Annotated in this window: 17 protein-coding genes; 3 read left to right on the top strand and 14 right to left on the bottom strand. The window is 55.5% G+C overall.

The features are described 5' to 3' along the window. The first annotated feature begins 3 nt into the window (after window positions 1–3). Window positions 4–921: a ribonuclease BN gene (gene rbn / locus ACOTZB_RS12990; RefSeq protein WP_421627314.1), complete on the top strand. Its 918-nt coding sequence runs from the start codon at window positions 4–6 to the stop codon at window positions 919–921. A gap of 64 nt (window positions 922–985) precedes the next feature. Next, entirely contained in the window at window positions 986–1,990 is a 1,005-nt protein-coding gene (locus ACOTZB_RS12985) for a chemotaxis protein (RefSeq protein WP_033146077.1), read from the top strand. 84 nt (window positions 1,991–2,074) lie between these two features. Here the strand turns inward: ACOTZB_RS12985 and nuoN are convergent, their stop codons facing one another. The 14 genes from nuoN to lrhA form a co-directional block, all read right to left on the bottom strand. Beyond that, window positions 2,075–3,532, bottom strand: a complete 1,458-nt coding sequence (nuoN, locus tag ACOTZB_RS12980) for an NADH-quinone oxidoreductase subunit NuoN (RefSeq protein ID WP_047652564.1) — start codon at window positions 3,530–3,532, stop codon at window positions 2,075–2,077. Between the two features lie 6 nt (window positions 3,533–3,538). Beyond that, window positions 3,539–5,068 carry an NADH-quinone oxidoreductase subunit M gene (nuoM, locus tag ACOTZB_RS12975; RefSeq protein WP_023312532.1) on the bottom strand — a complete coding sequence of 510 codons (1,530 nt, stop codon included), beginning with the start codon at window positions 5,066–5,068 and terminating at the stop codon, window positions 3,539–3,541. Window positions 5,069–5,144: 76 nt separating this feature from the next. Further along, window positions 5,145–6,986 carry an NADH-quinone oxidoreductase subunit L gene (gene nuoL / locus ACOTZB_RS12970; protein ID WP_014884634.1) on the bottom strand — a complete coding sequence of 614 codons (1,842 nt, stop codon included), beginning with the start codon at window positions 6,984–6,986 and terminating at the stop codon, window positions 5,145–5,147. Continuing rightward, window positions 6,983–7,285 (bottom strand): NADH-quinone oxidoreductase subunit NuoK, encoded by a 303-nt coding sequence (nuoK, locus tag ACOTZB_RS12965; protein ID WP_003861496.1) that lies wholly within the window; start codon window positions 7,283–7,285, stop codon window positions 6,983–6,985. The genes nuoL and nuoK overlap by 4 nt, the downstream gene beginning before the upstream one ends. Beyond that, complete coding sequence (gene nuoJ, locus ACOTZB_RS12960; protein ID WP_023312534.1) at window positions 7,282–7,836, bottom strand: NADH-quinone oxidoreductase subunit J; 555 nt, start codon at window positions 7,834–7,836, stop codon at window positions 7,282–7,284. The genes nuoK and nuoJ overlap by 4 nt, the downstream gene beginning before the upstream one ends. A gap of 10 nt (window positions 7,837–7,846) precedes the next feature. After that, complete coding sequence (nuoI, locus tag ACOTZB_RS12955) at window positions 7,847–8,389, bottom strand: NADH-quinone oxidoreductase subunit NuoI (RefSeq protein ID WP_003861491.1); 543 nt, start codon at window positions 8,387–8,389, stop codon at window positions 7,847–7,849. A gap of 13 nt (window positions 8,390–8,402) precedes the next feature. Continuing rightward, entirely contained in the window at window positions 8,403–9,380 is a 978-nt protein-coding gene (gene nuoH / locus ACOTZB_RS12950; RefSeq protein ID WP_008500211.1) for an NADH-quinone oxidoreductase subunit NuoH, read from the bottom strand. Beyond that, complete coding sequence (nuoG, locus tag ACOTZB_RS12945; RefSeq protein WP_257830680.1) at window positions 9,377–12,100, bottom strand: NADH-quinone oxidoreductase subunit NuoG; 2,724 nt, start codon at window positions 12,098–12,100, stop codon at window positions 9,377–9,379. The genes nuoH and nuoG overlap by 4 nt, the downstream gene beginning before the upstream one ends. Window positions 12,101–12,155: 55 nt before the next feature. Further along, the gene (gene nuoF / locus ACOTZB_RS12940) at window positions 12,156–13,493 is read right to left on the bottom strand and encodes an NADH-quinone oxidoreductase subunit NuoF (protein ID WP_421627311.1); all 1,338 of its coding nucleotides are present in this window, start codon (window positions 13,491–13,493) and stop codon (window positions 12,156–12,158) included. Continuing rightward, window positions 13,490–13,990, bottom strand: a complete 501-nt coding sequence (gene nuoE / locus ACOTZB_RS12935; RefSeq protein ID WP_006176513.1) for an NADH-quinone oxidoreductase subunit NuoE — start codon at window positions 13,988–13,990, stop codon at window positions 13,490–13,492. The genes nuoF and nuoE overlap by 4 nt, the downstream gene beginning before the upstream one ends. A 2-nt stretch (window positions 13,991–13,992) precedes the next feature. Next, window positions 13,993–15,795 carry an NADH-quinone oxidoreductase subunit C/D gene (gene nuoC / locus ACOTZB_RS12930; RefSeq protein WP_023312537.1) on the bottom strand — a complete coding sequence of 601 codons (1,803 nt, stop codon included), beginning with the start codon at window positions 15,793–15,795 and terminating at the stop codon, window positions 13,993–13,995. Window positions 15,796–15,884: 89 nt separating this feature from the next. Continuing rightward, window positions 15,885–16,559, bottom strand: a complete 675-nt coding sequence (gene nuoB, locus ACOTZB_RS12925) for an NADH-quinone oxidoreductase subunit NuoB (RefSeq protein ID WP_003861482.1) — start codon at window positions 16,557–16,559, stop codon at window positions 15,885–15,887. 15 nt (window positions 16,560–16,574) lie between these two features. Beyond that, window positions 16,575–17,015, bottom strand: coding sequence for an NADH-quinone oxidoreductase subunit NuoA (gene nuoA, locus ACOTZB_RS12920; protein WP_014171000.1), 441 nt, complete (start codon window positions 17,013–17,015; stop codon window positions 16,575–16,577). A 631-nt stretch (window positions 17,016–17,646) separates the two neighbouring features. Next, window positions 17,647–18,585, bottom strand: coding sequence for a transcriptional regulator LrhA (gene lrhA, locus ACOTZB_RS12915; RefSeq protein ID WP_047174162.1), 939 nt, complete (start codon window positions 18,583–18,585; stop codon window positions 17,647–17,649). 937 nt (window positions 18,586–19,522) lie between these two features. On the opposite strand from lrhA, the gene alaA reads away from it, so the two are divergent. Beyond that, window positions 19,523–20,737 carry an alanine transaminase AlaA gene (gene alaA / locus ACOTZB_RS12910; protein ID WP_421627309.1) on the top strand — a complete coding sequence of 405 codons (1,215 nt, stop codon included), beginning with the start codon at window positions 19,523–19,525 and terminating at the stop codon, window positions 20,735–20,737. Window positions 20,738–20,781 lie beyond the last annotated feature (44 nt).

The raw sequence follows: 20,781 nt of genomic DNA, 5'->3' as shown, positions 1-20,781 counted from the left end.
GTTATGGAACTGATTTTTCTGGGTACGTCCGCTGGCGTGCCAACCCGCTCACGGAACGTGACGGCGATCCTGCTGGATCTTAAGCATCCCACCCGCGGCGGGCTGTGGCTGTTTGACTGCGGTGAAGGGACGCAGCATCAGCTGTTACGCACCACTTACCACCCCGGCAAGCTGGATAAAATTTTTATCACCCATCTGCATGGCGACCATCTGTTTGGCCTTCCCGGCCTGCTGTGCAGCCGCTCGATGGCCGGTAACGCCAACCCGCTGACGATTTACGGGCCAGCGGGTATTCGTGAATTTGTAGAAACAACGCTGCGCCTTAGCGGGTCATGGACGGATTATCCGCTGGAGGTCGTTGAGATTGCCGAAGGCCTGGTATTCGACGACGGGGATTATCGGGTTACCGCTCAACCGCTCAATCATCCTGTGGAGTGCTATGGCTACCGCATTGAGGCGCATGATAAACCCGGCGCGCTGGATGCCGCCGCGTTGATGGCCGACGGCGTAAAACCCGGGCCGCTGTTCCAGCGTCTGAAGCATGGAGAGACCGTCACGCTGGAGGACGGACGCGTCATTAACGGCCGGGATTATCTCGCCGCACCGCAGCCCGGCAAAAAGCTGGCAATTTTTGGCGATACGGCCCCGTGCCCGGCGGCGCTCACGCTGGCTCAGGGCGTGGACGTGATGGTGCATGAAGCGACGCTTGAAACGGCGATGGAAGAGAAAGCCAACAGCCGGGGCCACAGCTCCACGCGTCAGGCGGCGCAGCTTGCCCATGACGCGGGCGTAGGGCGGCTCATCGTCACCCACGTCAGCTCGCGCTACGACGCGCGGGGATGCGCAAGCCTGCTGGCAGAGTGCCGCGCGCTGTTCCCGGAATGTGAGCTGGCCGAAGATTTCGCTCAGGTTAGCGTTTAGTCCTTCATTTTTCCCTCAGGATGCCGATAACGATTAAAAGGTCAGCATTTCTCTCGAGGGTAGAATGGATAATTTCCAGAAAGATATTGATGACAGGGCGAATCTGACCCTGTCGAACCGTTTTGAACTGTTGCTGTTCCGTCTTGGCACCTCTCTGAACGAAAATAAATCCGAGCTGTTTGGCATTAACGTTTTTAAGCTGCGTGAAATTGTGCCGATGCCGGAGTTCACGAAACCCGCCGGGATGAAGTCACCGCTGATGGGAATGGTGAATATTCGCGATCAGGTGATCCCGGTGATCGACCTGGCCGCCGTGGCGGGCTGTAAGCCCACCACCGGGCTGAACATCCTGCTGATCACCGAATACGCGCGCAGCGTGCAGGCGTTTGCCGTGGAATCGGTTGAGAACATCATGCGTCTGGACTGGAAGCAGGTGCATGCGGCGGAAACCGCCGTCAGCGGTCGCTACATCACCAGCATCGCGTGTCTTGACGAGAAGACCGATACCAACGATCTGGCGATGGTGCTGGACGTTGAGCAGATCCTGTATGACATCACTCCGGCCAATCACGATCTGCACGCCACGAATCTAAAGACAACCAAATTCCATATCAAACCGGGCGCTGTAGCCATCGTCGCGGAAGATTCCAAAGTGGCGCGCTCGATGCTGGAAAAAGGTCTGCAGGCGATGGAGATCCCCGCGCAGCTGCATATCACCGGCAAAGACGCGTGGGAGAAAATTGGGGTTCTGGCCGCGCAGGCGCAGGCTGAGGGGGTTCCCATCACCGATAAGATCGCCCTGGTGCTGACCGACCTTGAAATGCCGGAGATGGACGGTTTTACGCTGACGCGCAAAATCAAAACCGACCCGATATTGAAGGACATTCCAGTGGTGATCCACTCTTCCCTTTCCGGTAACGCCAACGAAGACCATATTCGCAAGGTGAAGGCGGACGGGTATGTGGCGAAGTTTGAGCTGAACGAGCTGTCGTCAGTGATTGAGGAAGTGCTGGACCGCTCGATGAAGAAGATTGACGGGCCGTTGATTAGCCGCAAGCAGCTGGCTTAAGTCTGGTGCGGGCTGGTGCCCGTCCCTCTCCCACGGGGAGAGGGAGAAAACCATAAAAAACCCGCCGAGGCGGGTTTTTTGTTTTTACATCAGCGGCATCGCTCGCTGCACGATATCAATCAGCGGCTGCGGATAGATACCGAAGATCAGCACCAGCAGCGCGGAGATGAGAACCACTATACCACCGGCGCTGTACTGCCAGTTGGTTGGGGCATCACGGTTGAGCTGCTGAGGCGCGCTCAGGTACAGGCTCACGGCCACGCGCAGGTAGTAGTAGAGACCAATCGCGGAGCCAATAACCACGCCCGCAGTCAGCCACCACAGGTTCGCCTGCACACCGACGGCCAGCACGTAGAACTTACCGATGAAGCCAAGCGTCATCGGGATACCTGCCAGAGAGAGCATCATCACGGTCATCACCGCGGACAGGATCGGACGGTGCCAGAACAGACCACGGTAGGAGAACAGTGAATCGGCATCCGGGCCACGGTACGGGCTGGACATCAGGCTCACCACGCCGAAGGCGCCGAGGCTGCTGAACAGGTAACCGGCCAGATAGACGCCCACGGCTTCCATCGACATCTCACCGCTCTGCAGCGCAATCAGCGCCACCATCAGGTAGCCCAGATGAGAGATAGACGAGTAGCCCAGCAGACGCTTGATGTTGGTCTGGCTCAGCGCCATCAGGTTACCGAAGATGATGGAGACGAACGCGATAATGCCCAGCACCACGCGAACCGCTTCGCTGTCACCAACCGGCGCGTACAGGAACAGACGCATGACCACACCGAAGATAGCGATTTTGCTCGCCGTCGCCAGGAAGGTCGACACCGGAGCCGGAGCGCCCTGGTATACGTCTGGCGTCCACAGGTGGAACGGCACCAGAGAGAGTTTGAAGCCGAGGCCAACAATCATCATGCCCAGACCTGCCAGCAGCAGCGGCTCATGCAGCATGCCGTCACCGAGGCTCTTGCCGAGCGCCATGAAGGAGAGGTTACCGGACTGTGCGTACAGCAGCGCAATACCAAACAGCAGGAACGAGGACGCAGCAGCAGACAGAATGGTGTACTTGATGCTTGCTTCCAGAGAGCGCTTCTGACGGAAGGCGTAACCAATCAGGCCGAACAGCGGCAGAGAGATCAGCTCAATACCGAGGAACAGCGCGGCCAGGTGGTTCGCATTCGCCAGCAGAATGCCGCCCAGCGCGGCAATCAGAACCAGCAGGTAAAACTCTTCTTTGTTGTCGTTGTAGCCTTCGAGCCACGGGTACGCAAAGGTACAGGTTGCCAGGCTCGCCAGCAGCACCAGACCGGTATACAGCATGGCGTAACCGTCAACGCGCATCAGCGGGGTGACGTCCATCGCCCCACCCTGGCCAACAAACCAGAGAGAGACTAACGCGGCGTTCAGGCCGATGACCGACAGCGTGGCATTCAGGAAGTGATTACGTCGCCACGCAATGGAGAGCATCACAACCACCACCGTCAATCCGACGATCAGCAGCGGTAGCAGCGCGATCAGTTGTTGTGGAGTTATTGTCATGGCGAATTACGGCCTTGTAGTAGAAGCAGAATTAACAAACCACTGCTGGATGTTACCCATCGCGCTGTGCGAGGTATCCAGAATCGGCTGCGGGAAGAAGCCCAGCAGCACCAGCAGTACGACCAGCAGCAGGATGATGAACAGCTCACGCAGCGACATCCCCGGCAGTTCTTGTGCAGCAATTTCGCTCTTCGCTTTACCGAAGTATGCGCGGTGCAGCATCGCCAGCGAGTACACGGAAGCGAACACCAGACCAAAGGTGGAGATCACGGTAATCACCGGTACCACTTTGAAGCTGCCGAACAGAATCATAAATTCGCCGACGAAGTTACCGGTACCCGGCATCCCCAGGGTGGCAACCGCGAAGAACATGGAGAGCGCTGGCAGCCATTTAATTTTGCTCCACAGACCGCCCATCATACGCATGTCGCGAGTATGCAGACGTTCGTACAGCTGGCCGCACAGGATGAAGAGGCCGGCTGCGGACAGACCGTGCGCAATCATCTGGATCACCGCGCCCTGGTACGCCAGCTGGCTGCCGGTGTAGATAGCAATCAGCACGAAGCCCATGTGGGAAACGGAGGTATAGGCAATCAGACGCTTGATGTCGTACTGCGTGAAGGCCATCCAGGCACCGTAGAAGATACCGATCACACCCAGCCACATGGCAATCGGTGCGAACTCTGCGGAGGCATTCGGGAACAGCGGCAGTGCGAAACGCAGCAGACCGTAGGCAGCCGTTTTCAGCAAGATGCCCGCCAGGTCAACGGAACCCGCCGTTGGTGCCTGAGAGTGCGCGTCTGGCAGCCAGCCGTGCAGCGGAACGACCGGCATTTTCACCGCGAACGCGATGAAGAAGCCCAGCATCAGCAGGTATTCAACGCCGTGGGACATTGGCGTCTTCAGCAAATCTTCGTAGTTGAAGGTCCAGGTTCCGGTCGCGTTGTGGTGAACAAACACCAGCGCCAGAATGGCAATCAACATCACCAGACCACTCGCCTGGGTATAGATGAAGAACTTGGTTGCCGCCGTGATACGCGTTTTACCGTCGGACGCCTTGTGGCCCCACAGCGCGATCAGGAAGTACATCGGCACCAGCATCATCTCCCAGAAGAAGAAGAACAGGAACATGTCGATGGCAAGGAACACGCCGATCACGCCGCCCAGGATCCACATCAGGTTCAGGTGGAAGAAGCCCTGGTATTTTTCGATTTCTCGCCAGGAGCAAAGTACCGCCAGAACGCCGAGCAGACCGGTCAGCACCACCATCAGCAGCGACAGACCGTCAATCGCCAGGTGGATCGTAATGCCGAAACGCGGGATCCACGGCAGGATGAACTCAGACTGCCACTGCGGAATGCCCGCAGACTGGGTCAGTGAGTAACCGCCCTGCAACCACAGTTGCAGACCAAGCGCGAGCGTCAATCCCATGGTGATCAGCGCGATCCAGCGCGGCATCTTCACGCCAAAGCGTTCAGTCTGCCAGCACAGGAAGCCGCCGATGAAGGGAATTAATATTAGCCAGGGTAGTAACATGGCGATTTACATTCCTTTTTAAGGCCCCCAGCAGGGGCCTGATTTTCAACGAATTCGAATAAAATTCACTTAACGATCAACGCAACACCATCAGCAGCGCCAGCACGACAACCGCACCGATGCTCATTGACGCCACATACCAGCGCAGGTAACCGTTCTCGCTATACAGCAGGCCTTTACCTGCAAAGCGGGAAAGGATCGCCGGGATATTCATCAGGCTGTTCAGTGGATCGCGCTTCAGCAGCCACGCAATGCCCAGGAACGGCTTAACGAAGATCATGTCGTACAGCCAGTCGAAGCCCCACGCGTTGTACCACCAGGTGCCCAGCAGACGGCCCGGCGCACTGTTGGCAACGGCAGTCACCAGCGTACGTTTGCCCAGCCACAGCCATGCAGCGATCAGGATGCCCGCGATAGCGACCACGCCGGAGGTGATTTCAAGCGTCAGAACGCGACCGTGCTCAAGCTCGGTGGTGTCTGGCAGTACGCCCTGCAGCGGCGGCACAATCATCGCGCCAACGAAGGTGGACAGTACCAGTAGCACAATCAGCGGCAGGTGGTGGGTAATCCCCTTCCCTGCGTGAGCGTGAATTTGTTCTTTACCGTGGAATACGATGAAAATCATACGGAAGGTATACAGGGAGGTCATGAACGCACCGACCAGACCCGCAACCATCAGATTGATATGACCATTCGCCATGGCACCCGCAAGGATTTCGTCCTTACTGAAGAAGCCCGCGGTGATCAGCGGCAGTGCCGCCAGCGCCGCGCCGCCCACCAGGAAGCAGACATAGACCAGCGGAATGGACTTACGCAGTCCGCCCATCTTGAAGATGTTCTGCTCGTGGTGGCAGGCCAGAATCACGGAACCGGATGAGAGGAACAGCAGCGCTTTAAAGAACGCGTGCGTCATCAGGTGGAAAATGGCTGCGTCCCACGCCTGAACGCCCAGGGCAAGGAACATGTAGCCAATCTGGCTCATGGTGGAATACGCGAGAACGCGTTTGATGTCGGTCTGCACCAGCGCGGCAAAGCCTGCCAGCACCAGCGTGACCGCACCGACGATACCCACCAGATGCAGAATTTCCGGGGTCATCAGGAACAGGCCATGGGTACGCGCAATCAGGTAAACACCGGCGGTGACCATGGTCGCGGCGTGGATCAGCGCGGAGACAGGGGTTGGACCCGCCATCGCGTCGGCCAGCCACGTCTGCAACGGCAGCTGCGCGGATTTACCCACGGCGCCACCCAGCAGCATCAGCGTTGCCCACCACAGCATATTGTTGCCTGCAGCGAAGTGTGCCGGCGCCAGTTCCACCATTTCGCGGAAGTTCAGCGTGCCCAGTTCGTTGTAAAGAATGAACAGCGCGAAAGCGAGGAAGACGTCACCCACGCGGGTCACGACGAACGCTTTCATGGCCGCTGCGCCATTCTTCGGATCGGTGTAGTAGAAACCGATCAGCAGGTAAGAACAGAGACCCACGCCTTCCCAGCCCAGATACATCAGCAGCAGGTTATCGGCCAGCACCAGAACCACCATGCTGGCGATAAACAGGTTGGTATAGGCGAAGAAGCGGGAGTACCCCTCTTCACCGCGCATATACCAGGAGGCGAACATGTGGATCAGGAAGCCAACGCCGGTGACCACGGAGAGCATGGTCAGCGAGAGGCCGTCCAGCACCAGGTTGAAGCCGATGTTGAAATCACCGACCGACATCCAGGTCCACAGCGGCACGCTGAAAGGCTGACGACCGTTGTTAAAGAAGTCGATACCTGCATACGCTGTGACCAGCGCAGCCAGACCGATGGAGCCAATGCCCACGGTCGCAGACAGATTCTCAGACCAACGGCCGCGAGAAAACGCCAGCAGCACGAAGCCAATCAGCGGAAAAATAATGGTTAAGGCAAGCATGTTCATCCACGCAACTCACTTACTGAATCGATGTTCAGGTTCTGGCGGCGACGATGGAGCTGCAGCAACAGCGCCAGGCCAATACTCGCTTCGGCAGCCGCGAGGCTGATGGCGAGAATGTACATCACCTGACCATCGGTCTGGCCCCAGTAGCTTCCGGCGACCACGAAGGCCAGCGCGGAGGCGTTAATCATGATTTCCAGACCGATCAGCATAAACAGCAGATTGCGGCGGATAACCAGACCGGTCAGACCCAGAACGAATAAAATCGCAGCGAGGATCAGTCCATGTGTTAAGGGGATCATGCGCGCTCCTCCGTTTTTCTTTTCGCGCGGTCGTCAGTGCGGTTGCTCAGCACCTCGCCAGCACGCTCTTCGCGGCCAACGTGGAAAGCAACAACCAGACCAGCCAGCAGCAGCATTGAGGCCAGTTCAACCGCCAGAACGTATGGGCCAAAGAGGGTAATACCGACCTCTTTAGCGCCGATCGGCGTGCCGTCGATGCCCTGATCGTTGACGCCCAGAATGGCGTAAACAATCACCGCCAGCATGATGGCCGACAAAATTGCCGGGCCGATCCACACCTGCGGTTTTAACCACTGACGTTCCTGTTCAATCTCAGAGCCGCCCAGGTTCAGCATCATCACCACGAACACGAACAGCACCATAATGGCCCCGGCGTAGACGATGATTTCCAGCGCACCGGCGAAGTGTGCGCCCAGTGCGAAGAACACTCCGGAAATAGCCAGCAGGGAGATGATTAAGTACAGCAGCGCATGCACCGGATTGGTGTGCGTAATCACTCGCAGCGTAGCCAGGATGGCGATAAGGCCACAGATATAAAAAGCGAATTCCATTGCCCTCTCCTTACGGTAACAGGCTCTTGACGTCGATAGGCTTAGCTTCGTTCTCTGCTTCGCCCTTATCTTTGCCGTCGATTGCCATACCCGCCATCCGGTAGAAGTTATATTCCGGGTATTTGCCCGGACCGGAAATCAGCAGATCCTCTTTCTCGTACACCAGGTCCTGACGCTTGTACTCACCCAGCTCGAAGTCTGGAGTCAGCTGAATCGCCGTGGTTGGGCACGCTTCTTCACACAGACCGCAGAAGATGCAGCGTGAGAAGTTGATGCGGAAGAACTCAGGGTACCAGCGGCCGTCTACCGTCTCTGCTTTCTGCAGAGAGATACAGCCTACCGGACACGCTACCGCACACAGGTTACAGGCAACGCAGCGCTCGGAACCGTCCGGGTCGCGCGTCAGCACGATACGGCCACGGTAGCGCGGCGGCAGATATACCGGCTCTTCCGGGTACATCCGGGTTTCGCGTTTGGCAAACGCGTGCAGGCCGATCATCCAGATACTGCGTACCTGGGTACCGAAGCCTACCAGTAATTCTTTTAAGGTCATGGTCTATAGCCCCTTATGGCTGCTGCCAGAGAATGACAGCGGCCGTTACCAACAAGTTGACGAGCGTCAGCGGCAGGCACACTTTCCAGCCGAAGGACATTACCTGGTCGTAACGCGGACGCGGTAACGCTGCGCGAATCAAAATGAACATCATCATGAAGAACGCGGTTTTCAGCGCGAACCAGATGAACGGCGGTAAGAACGGGCCATGCCAGCCACCGAAGAACAGCGTTACCATCAACGCGGAAATGGTGACGATACCGATGTACTCGCCCACGAAGAACAGACCGAATTTCATACCGGAATATTCAATGTGGTAACCGTCGGCCAGTTCCTGTTCGGCTTCTGGCTGGTCAAACGGGTGACGGTGACACACCGCCACGCCCGCGATAGCAAAGGTAATAAACCCAAAGAACTGCGGGATAACGTTCCAGATGTCGGCCTGGTTGTTGACGATGTCGGTCATGTTGAATGAACCGGCCTGCGCCACCACGCCCATCAGGGAGAGCCCCAGGAACACTTCGTAGCTCAGCGTCTGCGCGGAAGCACGCATCGCACCCAGCAGCGAGTATTTGTTGTTACTGGACCAGCCTGCGAACAGCACCGCGTAAACCGCGAGGCCTGCCATCATCAGGAAGAACAGAATGCCGATGTTCAGATCGGCGACCACCCAGGTCGGGCTGACCGGAACGATAGCAAACGCCAGCAGAAGCGAGGTGAAGGCGATCATCGGTGCCAGAGTAAAGATCACGCGGTCCGAGAAGCGCGGGATCCAGTCCTCTTTAAAGAACATCTTGATCATGTCCGCGACCAGCTGGAGTGAACCACCCCAGCCCACGCGGTTCGGTCCGTAACGGTTCTGGAACAGACCGAGCAGACGACGTTCACCAAAGCTCATGAACGCGCCGCAGGTGACCACCACCAGCAGGATAACAATCGCTTTCAGAATGCTCAGCAGGATGTCGATAAGATCCGGCGTTAACCAACTCATGCTTTTGCCTCCTGCAGATTATCAAGACGCGCACCCGCCAGAACCGGCGCGATGCCAGGCATACCCATCGGCAGACCGACCTGCCCTGCTGTCAGACTTTCAGAAATAATCAGCGGCAGGCTGATGGTCTGGCCGTCATAGCTAAAGGCAATGTTCGCGCCCGCGTTAACGCCAAGCTTCGCGGCATCAGCCGGGTTAAGCTTGATGTACGGCTGCGGCATACGGGTCTGGAAGACCGGTGAACGCTGGGACAGCTCGTCGCTACCGAACAGATGGTAGTACGGCGCGATACGCCAGTTACCTTCCTGCGCCTGGAAGCTCGCTGGAACGGTGGTGAAGAAGTCCAGACCGGTTTCGGAGGCTTCAATCAGGCGCACGCCCGGATCGCCGTGGCGCAGGGAACCACCCACTTCAGCCTGGAACTTGTTCCATGCCTGCGGGGAGTTCCAGCCCGGCGCCCATGCGAATGGGATTTGCGAACGCGGCGCAGACGGCTGGTTGTTCCCTTCCATAGAGAAGGCGAACATGGTGTCTTTATCCTGCGGCTGGCGCGGTTCGTGCACGCTGATATTGGCGCGCATCGCGGTACGGCCGCTGTAGCGGTGCGGTTCACGCGCCAGTTTCTGGCCGCGAATGCGGAAGCTTGCTTCAGGTGCGGCATCTTTAATGCCTGCCAGCTGAGGCAGTTTTTCGACTACCGCGTCGATAACGTGGTCGAGCTGCGTCCAGTCCACTTCACGGCTCTGCACGGTGCTGTGCAGGGAGTGCAGCCAGCGCCAGCTTTCCAGCATCACGGTGTTGCTGTCGTAATACGCCGGATCGTAAACCTGGAAGAAACGCTGGGCGCGACCTTCGTTGTTGATAACGGTACCGTCGCTTTCTGCGAAGCTTGCCGCAGAGAGCACCAGGTGCGCTTTATCCATAATCGCGGTGCGCTGATGGTCAATGACCATTACCAGCGGCGCTTTGGAGAGCGCGGCGTCAACGCGAGCGGCAGAGGCGTGGCGATGCAGATCGTTTTCCAGCACCACAACGGCGTCAGCAGAACCGGATTCCAGTTCGCTTAACGCTGCTTCCAGCGAGCCGCCGCCAATCATACCCAGACCGATGCTGTTCACCGCACGGGCAATCATGGTCACGCCGACGTCCGCACCGCGGCCTTTCAGGGCTTTGGCAACGTTGGCTGCCGCCTGAATGATCTCCGCGCTACCGGCGTTGGTACCGGAAATAATCAGCGGTTTCTTCGCACCCGCCAGGGCCTGAACAATCACGTCAACCTTGTTTTGCAGGTCGCGATCCAGTTCAACGGCCGGCGAGCTGCTGTCCAGCGCGTGGGCAATGGCAAAGCCGAGGCGCGCCTGATCTTCAACCGGTGCGCAGTAGGTCCACGCAGCGATATCATCCAGACGGGTGTTGTCGACGTTCGTCACAAACAGAGGATGCTTCGCGCGCTGGCCGATGTTGAGGATCGCCGCAATCTGCCAGTCAGCCACTTTCTGCGCCGCTGCCATTTCACGTGCTTTCCCCTTCACCGCCTGGCGAACCGCCAGAGCCGCACGTGCGCCCGTCTGCGTCAGGTCTTCACCCAGCACCAGGACCGCATCATAAGATTCGATTTCGCGCAGCGCAGGGGTATGAATACCACCTTCACGCAGCACTTTCAGTACCAGCTGCAGACGTTCCTGCTCGCCCTGAGCGATACCGGTATAGAAGTTTTCCGCTCCAACCAGCTCGCGCAGCGCGAAGTTGCTTTCGATGCTGGCGCGCGGGGAGCCGATACCGATCACTTTCTTCGACTGACGCAGAATATCTGCCGCGCCCTGCATCGCCTGCTCAGCGTTCAGGGTGATGAAGTCGTCGCCACGGCGCTGAACCGGCTGACGCGGACGGTCTTTCAGGTTCACATAGCCATAGCCGAAACGACCGCGGTCGCACAGGAAGTAGTGGTTAACGGTGCCGTTGTAACGGTTTTCGATACGACGCAGCTCGCCGTAACGCTCACCCGGGCTGGTGTTACAGCCGAGGGAACACTGCTGGCAGATGCTTGGCGCAAACTGCATGTCCCATTTACGGTTGTAACGCTCGGAGTGGGTTTTATCCGTGAATACGCCGGTCGGGCAGATTTCTACCAGGTTACCGGAGAATTCGCTTTCAAGCGTACCGTCTTCCGGACGACCGAAGTAGACGTTATCGTGCGCGCCATATACGCCCAGATCCTGACCGTCTGCGTAGTCTTTGTAGTAACGCACGCAGCGGTAGCAGGCGATGCAGCGGTTCATTTCGTGAGAGATGAACGGCCCCAGATCCTGGTTACGGTGGGTACGCTTGGTAAAGCGATAGCGACGGAAGCTGTGGCCGGTCATCACGGTCATATCCTGAAGGTGGCAGTTACCGCCCTCTTCACAGACCGGACAGTCGTGCGGATGGTTGGTCATCAACCATTCCACAACGCTTTCGCGGAACTGTTTGGCTTCTTCGTCATCAATCGAAATAAAAGTGCCTTCGGTGGCTGGCGTCATACAGGACATCACCAGGCGACCACGCGTGTCTTCCGCGTTTTGATATTGCTTCACCGCACACTGGCGGCAAGCACCGACGCTGCCCAGCGCCGGATGCCAGCAAAAGTACGGAATATCGAGGCCAAGAGACAGACAAGCTTCCAGCAGGTTGTCCGCCCCGTTGACTTCGTATTCTTTGCCGTCTACATGAATCGTAGCCATTAGCATGCTTCCAGTTGGCTCGGTCGAAACCGAGCGTTAATCAAAATTCTTGTCGTTACCAGCGCGCTTTAAGCAGGTTCGGCTGAATCCCATTGATGGCATGGGTATTGCTGAACGGCTGCTTGATGCCTGCTTCGAACTCGTCGCGGAAATATTTGATCGCGCTCTGCAGAGGTTCGACGGCACCCGGTGCGTGGGCACAGAAGGTTTTACCCGGGCCTAAGAATCGACACAGTTGCTCAAGCGTTTCGATATCTCCAGGCTGGCCTTCGCCACGTTCGATTGCACGCAGGATCTTCACGCTCCACGGCAGACCATCACGGCACGGTGTACACCAGCCGCAGGACTCGCGGGCGAAGAACTCTTCCAGGTTACGTACCAGCGAGACCATGCCGATCTCGTGGTCGACGGCCATCGCCAGCGCCGTACCCAGACGGCTGCCTGCTTTACCAATGCTTTCGAATTCCATTGGCAGGTCGAGGTGGGCTTCGGTCAGGAAGTCTGTCCCTGCCCCACCCGGCTGCCAGGCTTTGAATTTCAGGCCATCGCGCATGCCGCCAGCGTAGTCTTCAAGAATTTCACGTGCGGTGGTACCGAACGGCAGTTCCCAGACGCCAGGATTTTTAACGCGACCAGAGAAGCCCATCAGCTTAGTACCAGCATCTTTACTTGAGGAGATGCCCTGATACCACTCCACGCCGTTGGCGAGGATAGCCGGAACGTTACACAGGGTTTCAACGTTGTTTACGCAGGTCGGTTTACCCCATACGCCGGAACTTGCCGGGAACGGTGGCTTGGAACGCGGGTTCGCGCGGCGGCCTTCCAGGGAGTTAATCAGCGCGGTTTCTTCACCGCAGATATAACGCCCTGCGCCGGTGTGCACGAACAGTTCAAAGTCAAAGCCGGTACCCAGGATGTTTTTACCCAGCAGGCCCGCTTCGGTGGCTTCGGCAATCGCGCGACGCAGGTTTTCCGCCGCTTCAATGTACTCACCGCGCAGGAAGATGTAGCCACGGTAGGCTTTCAGCGCAAACGCGGAGATCAGCATGCCTTCCACCAGCAGGTGCGGCAGCTGTTCCATCAGCATGCGGTCTTTATAGGTGCCCGGCTCCATTTCATCGGCGTTACACAGCAGGTAACGGATGTTCATGGATTCGTCTTTCGGCATCAGGCTCCACTTCAGACCGGTGGAGAAGCCCGCGCCGCCGCGGCCTTTCAGGCCGGAGTCTTTCACCGCGTTAACGATGTCGTCCGGCGCCATGCCGCCAAGGGCTTTACGCGCTCCGGCATAGCCGTTTTTGCTCTGGTATTCGTCGAGCCATACCGGCTGTTTGTCATCGCGCAGACGCCAGGTCAGCGGATGCGTCTCAGCAGTACGAATTACAGTTTTCATTTGTACTGCTCCAGCAGGTCAGGAATCGCTTCCGGCGTCAGATGGCTGTGAGTGTCCTCATCAATCATCATGGTCGGCCCCTTGTCGCAGTTACCCAGGCAGCAGGTTGGCAGCAGGGTAAAGCGTCCATCGAACGTGGTCTGGCCCGGCTTGATATTGAGCTTTTTCTCAATCGCAGCCTGAATGCCCTGATAACCGGTGATGTGGCAGACCACGCTGTCACAGTAGCGGATCACATGGCGGCCAACCGGCTGACGGAAGATCTGGCTGTAGAACGTGGCCACGCCTTCTACGTCGCTTGCCGGAATACCCAGCACTTTCGCGATCTCATAGATCGCCCCATCCGGCACCCAACCACGCTGTTTCTGTACGATTTTCAGCGCTTCAATGGACGCCGCACGCGGGTCTTCGTAGTGGTGCATCTCGTGCTCAATCGCGGCACGTTCTGCTTCACTCAGCTCAAAAGCCTCGGTTTGTGGTTGTTGATTCTCGTGCATAATTAGCGGTCCACATCTGACATAACAAAATCGATACTACCCAGATACACAATCAGGTCGGAGACCAGACTGCCGCGGATGGCGGACGGGATCTGCTGCAGGTGCGCAAAGCTCGGCGTACGCACGCGGGTACGGTAGCTCATGGTGCTGCCGTCACTGGTCAGGTAGTAACTGTTAATACCCTTGGTCGCTTCAATCATCTGGAAGGATTCTTGCGCCGGCATGACCGGACCCCAGGAAACCTGCAGGAAGTGGGTGATCAGGGTTTCGATATGTTGCAGCGTGCGCTCTTTCGGCGGCGGCGTTGTCAGCGGGTGATCCGCCTTGAACGGGCCTTCCGGCATGTTGTTGAGGCACTGCTCAAGGATGCGCAGACTCTGGCGCAGCTCTTCTACTTTCAGCATCACGCGGGTGTAGCAGTCGGAGACACCGCCGCCCACCGGGACTTCAAAGTCGAAGTTCTCGTAGCCAGAGTAAGGACGGGCTTTACGCACGTCGAAATCAATACCGGTCGCACGCAGACCTGCACCTGTCGTACCCCACTCCAGCGCTTCTTTCGCGCCGTAGGCAGCAACGCCCTGGGAACGGCCTTTCAGAATGGTGTTACGCAGCGCGGCTTTCTCGTATGACGCCAGACGTTTTGGCATCCAGTCGAGGAACTCACGCAGCAGACGGTCCCAGCCGCGCGGCAGATCGTGTGCCACACCGCCGATACGGAACCAGGCCGGGTGCATACGGAAACCGGTAATCGCTTCCACCAGATCGTAGATTTTCTGACGGTCGGTAAAGGCGAAGAAGACCGGGGTCATCGCGCCGACGTCCTGAATGAACGTGGAGATGTACAGCAGGTGGCTGTTGATACGGAACAGTTCTGACAGCATAACGCGAATCACGTTAACGCGATCCGGCGTAACGATACCCGCCAGTTTCTCAACGGCCAGCACGTATGGCATTTCGTTGACGCAGCCGCCGAGGTACTCGATACGGTCGGTATACGGAATGTAGCTGTGCCAGGACTGACGCTCGCCCATCTTCTCAGCACCACGGTGGTGGTAGCCGATGTCAGGCACGCAGTCGACAATCTCTTCGCCATCAAGCTGAAGAATAATACGGAATGCACCGTGCGCAGACGGGTGGTTTGGACCGAGGTTGAGGAACATGAAGTCCTCGTTGTCGGTACCGCGCTTCATGCCCCAGTCTTCCGGTTTGAAGGTCAGCGCTTCCATTTCCAGATCCTGTTTGGCTTTGGTCAGCTCAAACGGATCGAATTCGGTTGCACGTGCCGGGTAGTCTTTACGCAGCGGGTGGCCGGTCCAGGTCTGCGGCATCATGATGCGCGTCAGATGCGGGTGGCCGTCGAAGGTCATGCCGAACATTTCCCAGGTTTCACGCTCATACCAGTTCGCGTTCGGGAAAAGTTTGGTGATTGTCGGCAGATGCATGTCGTTTTCAGACAATGCCACCTTGAGCATGATATCCGTATTACGGTCTATTGAGATCAGGTGGTAGAAAACGGAAAAATCCGCAGCAGGGAGACCCTGGCGGTGGGTACGCAGACGTTCATCCATGCCGTGTAAGTCAAACAGCATGACGTACGGTTTTGGCAATTTCTTGAGGAAATCGACAACTTCCAGCAATTGCTCACGCTTCACCCAAACAACGGGTACCCCGGTGCGGGTAGCCTGAACAGTAAAGGCATCCGGCCCAAAACGGTTGCGCAGTTCGCCAATGACTGGGTCATCCAGATGATCCCGGGTCTGCCAGGCGGCTTCTTGCGCGGTTAAGTCGGTCATATTGTTCACCATTGCAAATGGTCCGTGGTGACTGTTGAGCCTGGCTTCGCGCTATTTGAGTAGTGATATGCGAAGGTGTTCTCCAGGCCTACAGGCGCAAATTAAATTTCGTCAGGCGTACGCAGGTTGGTGACGGCAATACGTTCACCACGTTTACGCTCGCGCTCAGACTGCATGTTCGCGCGATACACACCCTGATCGCCAACAACCCACGACAGTGGGCGACGTTCTTTACCGATAGATTCCTGCAGCAGCATCAGCGCCTGCATGTAAGCTTCCGGACGTGGCGGACAACCCGGGATGTACACATCCACTGGGATAAATTTATCTACGCCCTGCACGACGGAATAAATGTCGTACATACCGCCAGAGTTTGCACATGCGCCCATGGAGATAACCCATTTTGGCTCCAGCATCTGGTCATAAAGACGCTGAATAACAGGTGCCATCTTGGTAAAGCACGTACCGGCTACCACCATCAGGTCAGCCTGACGCGGGGAAGCACGGAGTACCTCGGCCCCAAAACGCGCAACGTCATGCACCGCAGTGAATGACGTCACCATTTCAACGTAGCAGCAAGAAAGGCCAAAGTTGTAAGGCCAGATGGAGTTCTTACGACCCCAGTTGACCATATCGTGCATGGCATGTTCGAGCTTGCCCATGTACACGCTTTTATTGACTTCTTGCTCCAGGGGGTCGGTTACGATCTCCTGTTTTTGCAGGGGGTAACGGTCATTCTCACCGTTAGGATCTATGCGGGTGAGCGTATAATCCATCTTATTGCCTCGCTGTTACTGCTGACGATTAGAGATACTGTTTTCCGGGTTGATGTGTTCACGACGTGAACGCGCAGGCGTCCAGTCAAGCGCGCCAATACGCACCAGATAAACCAGACCGGCCAGTAGCACTAAAATGAAAATTGCGGCCTCGACAAAGCCCACCCAACCACTTTCGCGGATGGACGTTGACCATGCGAAAAGGTAAAGCGCTTCCACGTCGAAGATGACGAAGAACATGGCTACCAGATAGAACTTGGCAGACAGGCGTAAGCGAGCGGAACCTACTGAATCAATACCTGATTCGAAAGGTGTGTTTTTGTGCCTTGCACGGGCGCGACCGCCCAGGAACCAGCCGCCGACTAACATCAGGCAGCACAGGCCAATGGCTACAATAAGAAAGATTGCGAATGCCCAGTGATGAGCGATGACTTCTGTGGATGTTGACATACTCATTGCTTACTCATCAAAAGTGATACCAACGACACTGCTCTTGCTGGCAGATGGGCATCACATCGATTCATGGGGAGGAACAAATAACCTTACACTAACTGTCAGAAATGAGACGTAGACAGCAAAATGATGGGGTTTTTTACTCCTTTCTATAACCTATTGTCAACTTTAACAAAGGTTTCTTCACATTAAATTACATCGAGCGATTCTCATTAACATTTGGTGCCCTTTAACCCTGGTGGGTGCATGACTTTCCGTCAAATGTATGTTGTTGAATCGTGTCCGTTTCGGAAGTAAAAAAAATAACCCTCCTATTTTGACAGGATTTGCCAACGATTCCTCCCCCCAAATAGGAGTATTTTCTTGATCTGCGACACGCTTTTGTTAATTCAACATGGAAAACGGCAACATATTTCCTGTTTTTTTAACATGAGAGGGATATGGGCGAAGTTAGAACGGAAAACGGACAAGTTTTAAGCAAAAGTATTCAGCTTATTGATAAATAAGAGAGTATCCTGAAAACCCTTGCGCCATAAGCGGGTATTATTGCGTAAAAAAAGCCACTGCATGTGAAAATCACACGAGTGGCTGTTTTTTACACTTACATTTTGTTACCAGAATATTGAGCTATCGATCACTCAAAATCCCCTTCGACGATCAGGGAGTCATCCCCCCCTTCGGAGGTAATGCGCTCGAACTGCCACGGATTATGGTAGTTTTCCATCGCCTCGAACACCACTTTGGCCAACTCGTTATGGCTGGACGAATTGTGGCAGAGCAGATACTCCGTATCCGGCAGCGCAGGGAGACCATCGGATTTCCCCAGGACGCGCAGATCGGGACTCATCATCTCTACCGGACGGGCCGTTACGCCCAGACCGGCCTTCACGGCGGCACGAACCGCTGGCAGCGTGGAAGCCACATACGCCAATCGCCACGGAATGTTGGCCTCATTCAGCGCCGTAAGCACCATATCGCGGAACGGGCTCGGATCATCCAGTAATACCAGCGGAACCGGCTCCCCTTTTTGCAGCACGTACTCGGCTGCGCAATACCAGTGCGTAGGTGATGTGCGCAACGTCAGGCAATCAAACTGCCCGGGACGATGCGTCGTCACCACCAGGTCGACTTTATGCTCATTTAACATCTCAACCATAAAGGCATTACGTTTTACGCTAACGTCCAGCGCAAGCTTCGGATAAACCGAACTAATACGGTTGAGAAGAAACGGCAATATCGTATCCGCTGACTCATCAGATGCGCCTAACGTTAGCACCCCTTGAAGGTTGCTAAACATTAATGACATACATGCTTCATCATTAAAGCGAAGAATTTTCCTGGCATAACCCAGTAGCTGAATACCGTGTTCCGTTAAGAGCTTATTACGCCCGTGTCGTGCAAAAAGCTCTTTACCAACCAGTTGCTCCAGCCGCTGCATTTGCTGGCTAACGGCGGACTGAGTTCGGCAAACGGCGGCAGCAGCTGCTGCAAAAGTGTTGAGATCGGCGACCGCAACAAACGTTCTCAGCAGATCGAGGTCGAGATTCATTATCGGACGATTTGCATTTATCATATCTATTCACTTTCAGGTTGCTCGTGCGGAGCTGCCCGGGTTGAAGCTGTGTGTAACAGTTAAGCAATTCCCTCTGAAGGTTTTCCCTCGCATCCCGGCCCGGCAGACTGCCTGACAGATAGTTATTGTGCTGCTTTATATCAACAGTCAGAAAGCACGTTTCATGACGTTATTTTTATTCTCTTAAACGTTCAGGATATTTAGATGTTCGCAGGTTTATGTAAATTACATTAAAGGTATAACACCTTTTCTGCCATCTTTATCGCAGCGCTGTCAACGTAGCAGGAGATGTGCGACACATTCCAGCCAGAGATAACTCCAACAATAACAATCAATTAATTCGAAAAGTCAGTGCCAGATATACAAAATTCTTGCATCTGCACTCTGCTTTCCTGAAAGACATCTTAACCCAAATCCACTTTATTTATAAGTCTTATTGCAATATTGAGGATTAAAGAAGAATGTTAAGCTTCTAAACTAATTTTATTAAAATTAACTAAAGTTGCATTTTATAGGTTAATAATAAATAAATTTTAATTTAGATTAAGACCATTCATTAATGGCACTTAACATTAATTTCACATGAGCAACTTTTAGCCACATTATGCTTTTACAGGAACATGTATCAAGCATTCAGGTTTTACGAAAAGTCACGCAGGGTGATTGCTACCGTTGTCAGGTTCACCACTTATTTTTATTAGCACAATATACAGAATCCTGACAAATGAATAGCACATTTAACCTATCAGCGTGCCATACGCACAACTTTAAGACAGTAAAAAAGCTAACGCACAGCGAAAAAGATTTATCAAAATTTTGCTTCCGGCACAAAATCTTCTACTGCACACCCTTCAAAACGAAGCGAGGGGGGAGTACATTATTCCGTGCTGACTTCCACGGCAGGGAGTGGCAATAATAGCGAAAAGGTTAAAGGTTCATGTCCCCTATCGAAAAATCCAGCAAGCTAGATAACGTCTGTTATGACATCCGCGGCCCGGTTCTGAAAGAGGCAAAACGCCTTGAAGAGGAAGGCAACAAGGTTCTGAAACTCAACATTGGTAACCCTGCGCCATTTGGTTTTGAAGCGCCGGATGAAATTCTGGTTGACGTGATCCGCAACCTTCCTACTGCGCAAGGCTATTGCGATTCCAAAGGCCTTTACTCCGCACGTAAAGCCATCATGCAGCATTATCAGGCACGCGGTATGCGCGATGTTACCGTTGAAGATATTTATATCGGCAACGGCGTCTCTGAACTGATCGTGCAGGCGATGCAGGCGCTGCTGAACAGCGGGGACGAAATGCTGGTTCCCGCGCCGGACTATCCGCTGTGGACGGCTGCCGTATCACTGTCGAGCGGGAAAGCCGTGCACTATCTGTGCGACGAGTCCTCCGACTGGTTCCCGGACCTCGATGATATTCGCGCAAAAATCACCCCCCGCACGCGCGGCATCGTGATCATTAACCCGAACAACCCAACGGGCGCGGTGTACTCAAAAGAGCTGCTGATGGAGATCGTCGAGCTCGCCCGCCAGCACAACCTGATCATCTTTGCCGACGAAATTTACGACAAGATCCTGTACGACGCGGCACAGCACCACTCCATCGCCGCGCTGGCCCCGGATCTGCTGACCGTCACCTTTAACGGCCTGTCAAAAACCTACCGCGTGGCCGGTTTCCGTCAGGGCTGGATGGTCTTAAACGGTCCGAAAAAGCACGCCAAAGGCTATATTGAAGGGCTGGAGATGCTGGCCTCCATGCGTTTATGTGCCAACGTTCCGGCGCAGCACGCGATCCAGACGGCGCTGGGTGGTTATCAGAGCATTAGCGAGTTCATCGTTCCCGGTGGTCGCCTGTACGAACAGCGCAACCGCGCGTGGGAGCTGATCAACGATATACCGGGCGTCTCCTGCGTGAAGCCGAATGGCGCGCTCTATATGTTCCCGAAAATTGACGCAAAGCGCTTCAATATTCATGACGACCAGAAAATGGTGCTGGATTTCCTGCTGCAGGAAAAAGTGCTGCTGGTTCAGGGGACGGCGTTTAACTGGCCGTGGCCGGATCACGTGCGTATCGTGACGCTGCCGCGCGAAGATGACCTCGAAATGGCCATCAGCCGCTTCGGGCGCTTCCTGGCCGGATACCATCAGTAATCTAAAAATCAGGCTACTTCGGTAGCCTGATTTGCATCTTCCCT

Origin of the sequence: Enterobacter cloacae complex sp. SHL020, from assembly GCF_049236945.1 — a bacterium.
Lineage (GTDB): Bacteria > Pseudomonadota > Gammaproteobacteria > Enterobacterales > Enterobacteriaceae > Enterobacter > Enterobacter dykesii.
Note: the sequence above shows the minus strand (reverse complement) of the source record. Positions and strands in the feature narration are given on the sequence as shown.

Coding starts and splice junctions, on each gene's coding strand:
- nuoM (WP_023312532.1), bottom strand. CDS start 5,068: ATGTTACTACCCTGGCTAATATTAATTCCCTTCATCGGCGGCTTCCTG.
- nuoG (WP_257830680.1), bottom strand. CDS start 12,100: ATGGCTACGATTCATGTAGACGGCAAAGAATACGAAGTCAACGGGGCG.
- lrhA (WP_047174162.1), bottom strand. CDS start 18,585: ATGATAAATGCAAATCGTCCGATAATGAATCTCGACCTCGATCTGCTG.
- nuoA (WP_014171000.1), bottom strand. CDS start 17,015: ATGAGTATGTCAACATCCACAGAAGTCATCGCTCATCACTGGGCATTC.
- alaA (WP_421627309.1), top strand. CDS start 19,523: ATGTCCCCTATCGAAAAATCCAGCAAGCTAGATAACGTCTGTTATGAC.
- ACOTZB_RS12985 (WP_033146077.1), top strand. CDS start 986: ATGGATAATTTCCAGAAAGATATTGATGACAGGGCGAATCTGACCCTG.
- nuoN (WP_047652564.1), bottom strand. CDS start 3,532: ATGACAATAACTCCACAACAACTGATCGCGCTGCTACCGCTGCTGATC.
- nuoC (WP_023312537.1), bottom strand. CDS start 15,795: ATGGTGAACAATATGACCGACTTAACCGCGCAAGAAGCCGCCTGGCAG.
- nuoE (WP_006176513.1), bottom strand. CDS start 13,990: ATGCACGAGAATCAACAACCACAAACCGAGGCTTTTGAGCTGAGTGAA.
- nuoJ (WP_023312534.1), bottom strand. CDS start 7,836: ATGGAATTCGCTTTTTATATCTGTGGCCTTATCGCCATCCTGGCTACG.
- nuoB (WP_003861482.1), bottom strand. CDS start 16,559: ATGGATTATACGCTCACCCGCATAGATCCTAACGGTGAGAATGACCGT.
- nuoI (WP_003861491.1), bottom strand. CDS start 8,389: ATGACCTTAAAAGAATTACTGGTAGGCTTCGGTACCCAGGTACGCAGT.
- nuoF (WP_421627311.1), bottom strand. CDS start 13,493: ATGAAAACTGTAATTCGTACTGCTGAGACGCATCCGCTGACCTGGCGT.
- nuoH (WP_008500211.1), bottom strand. CDS start 9,380: ATGAGTTGGTTAACGCCGGATCTTATCGACATCCTGCTGAGCATTCTG.
- nuoK (WP_003861496.1), bottom strand. CDS start 7,285: ATGATCCCCTTAACACATGGACTGATCCTCGCTGCGATTTTATTCGTT.
- nuoL (WP_014884634.1), bottom strand. CDS start 6,986: ATGAACATGCTTGCCTTAACCATTATTTTTCCGCTGATTGGCTTCGTG.
- rbn (WP_421627314.1), top strand. CDS start 4: ATGGAACTGATTTTTCTGGGTACGTCCGCTGGCGTGCCAACCCGCTCA.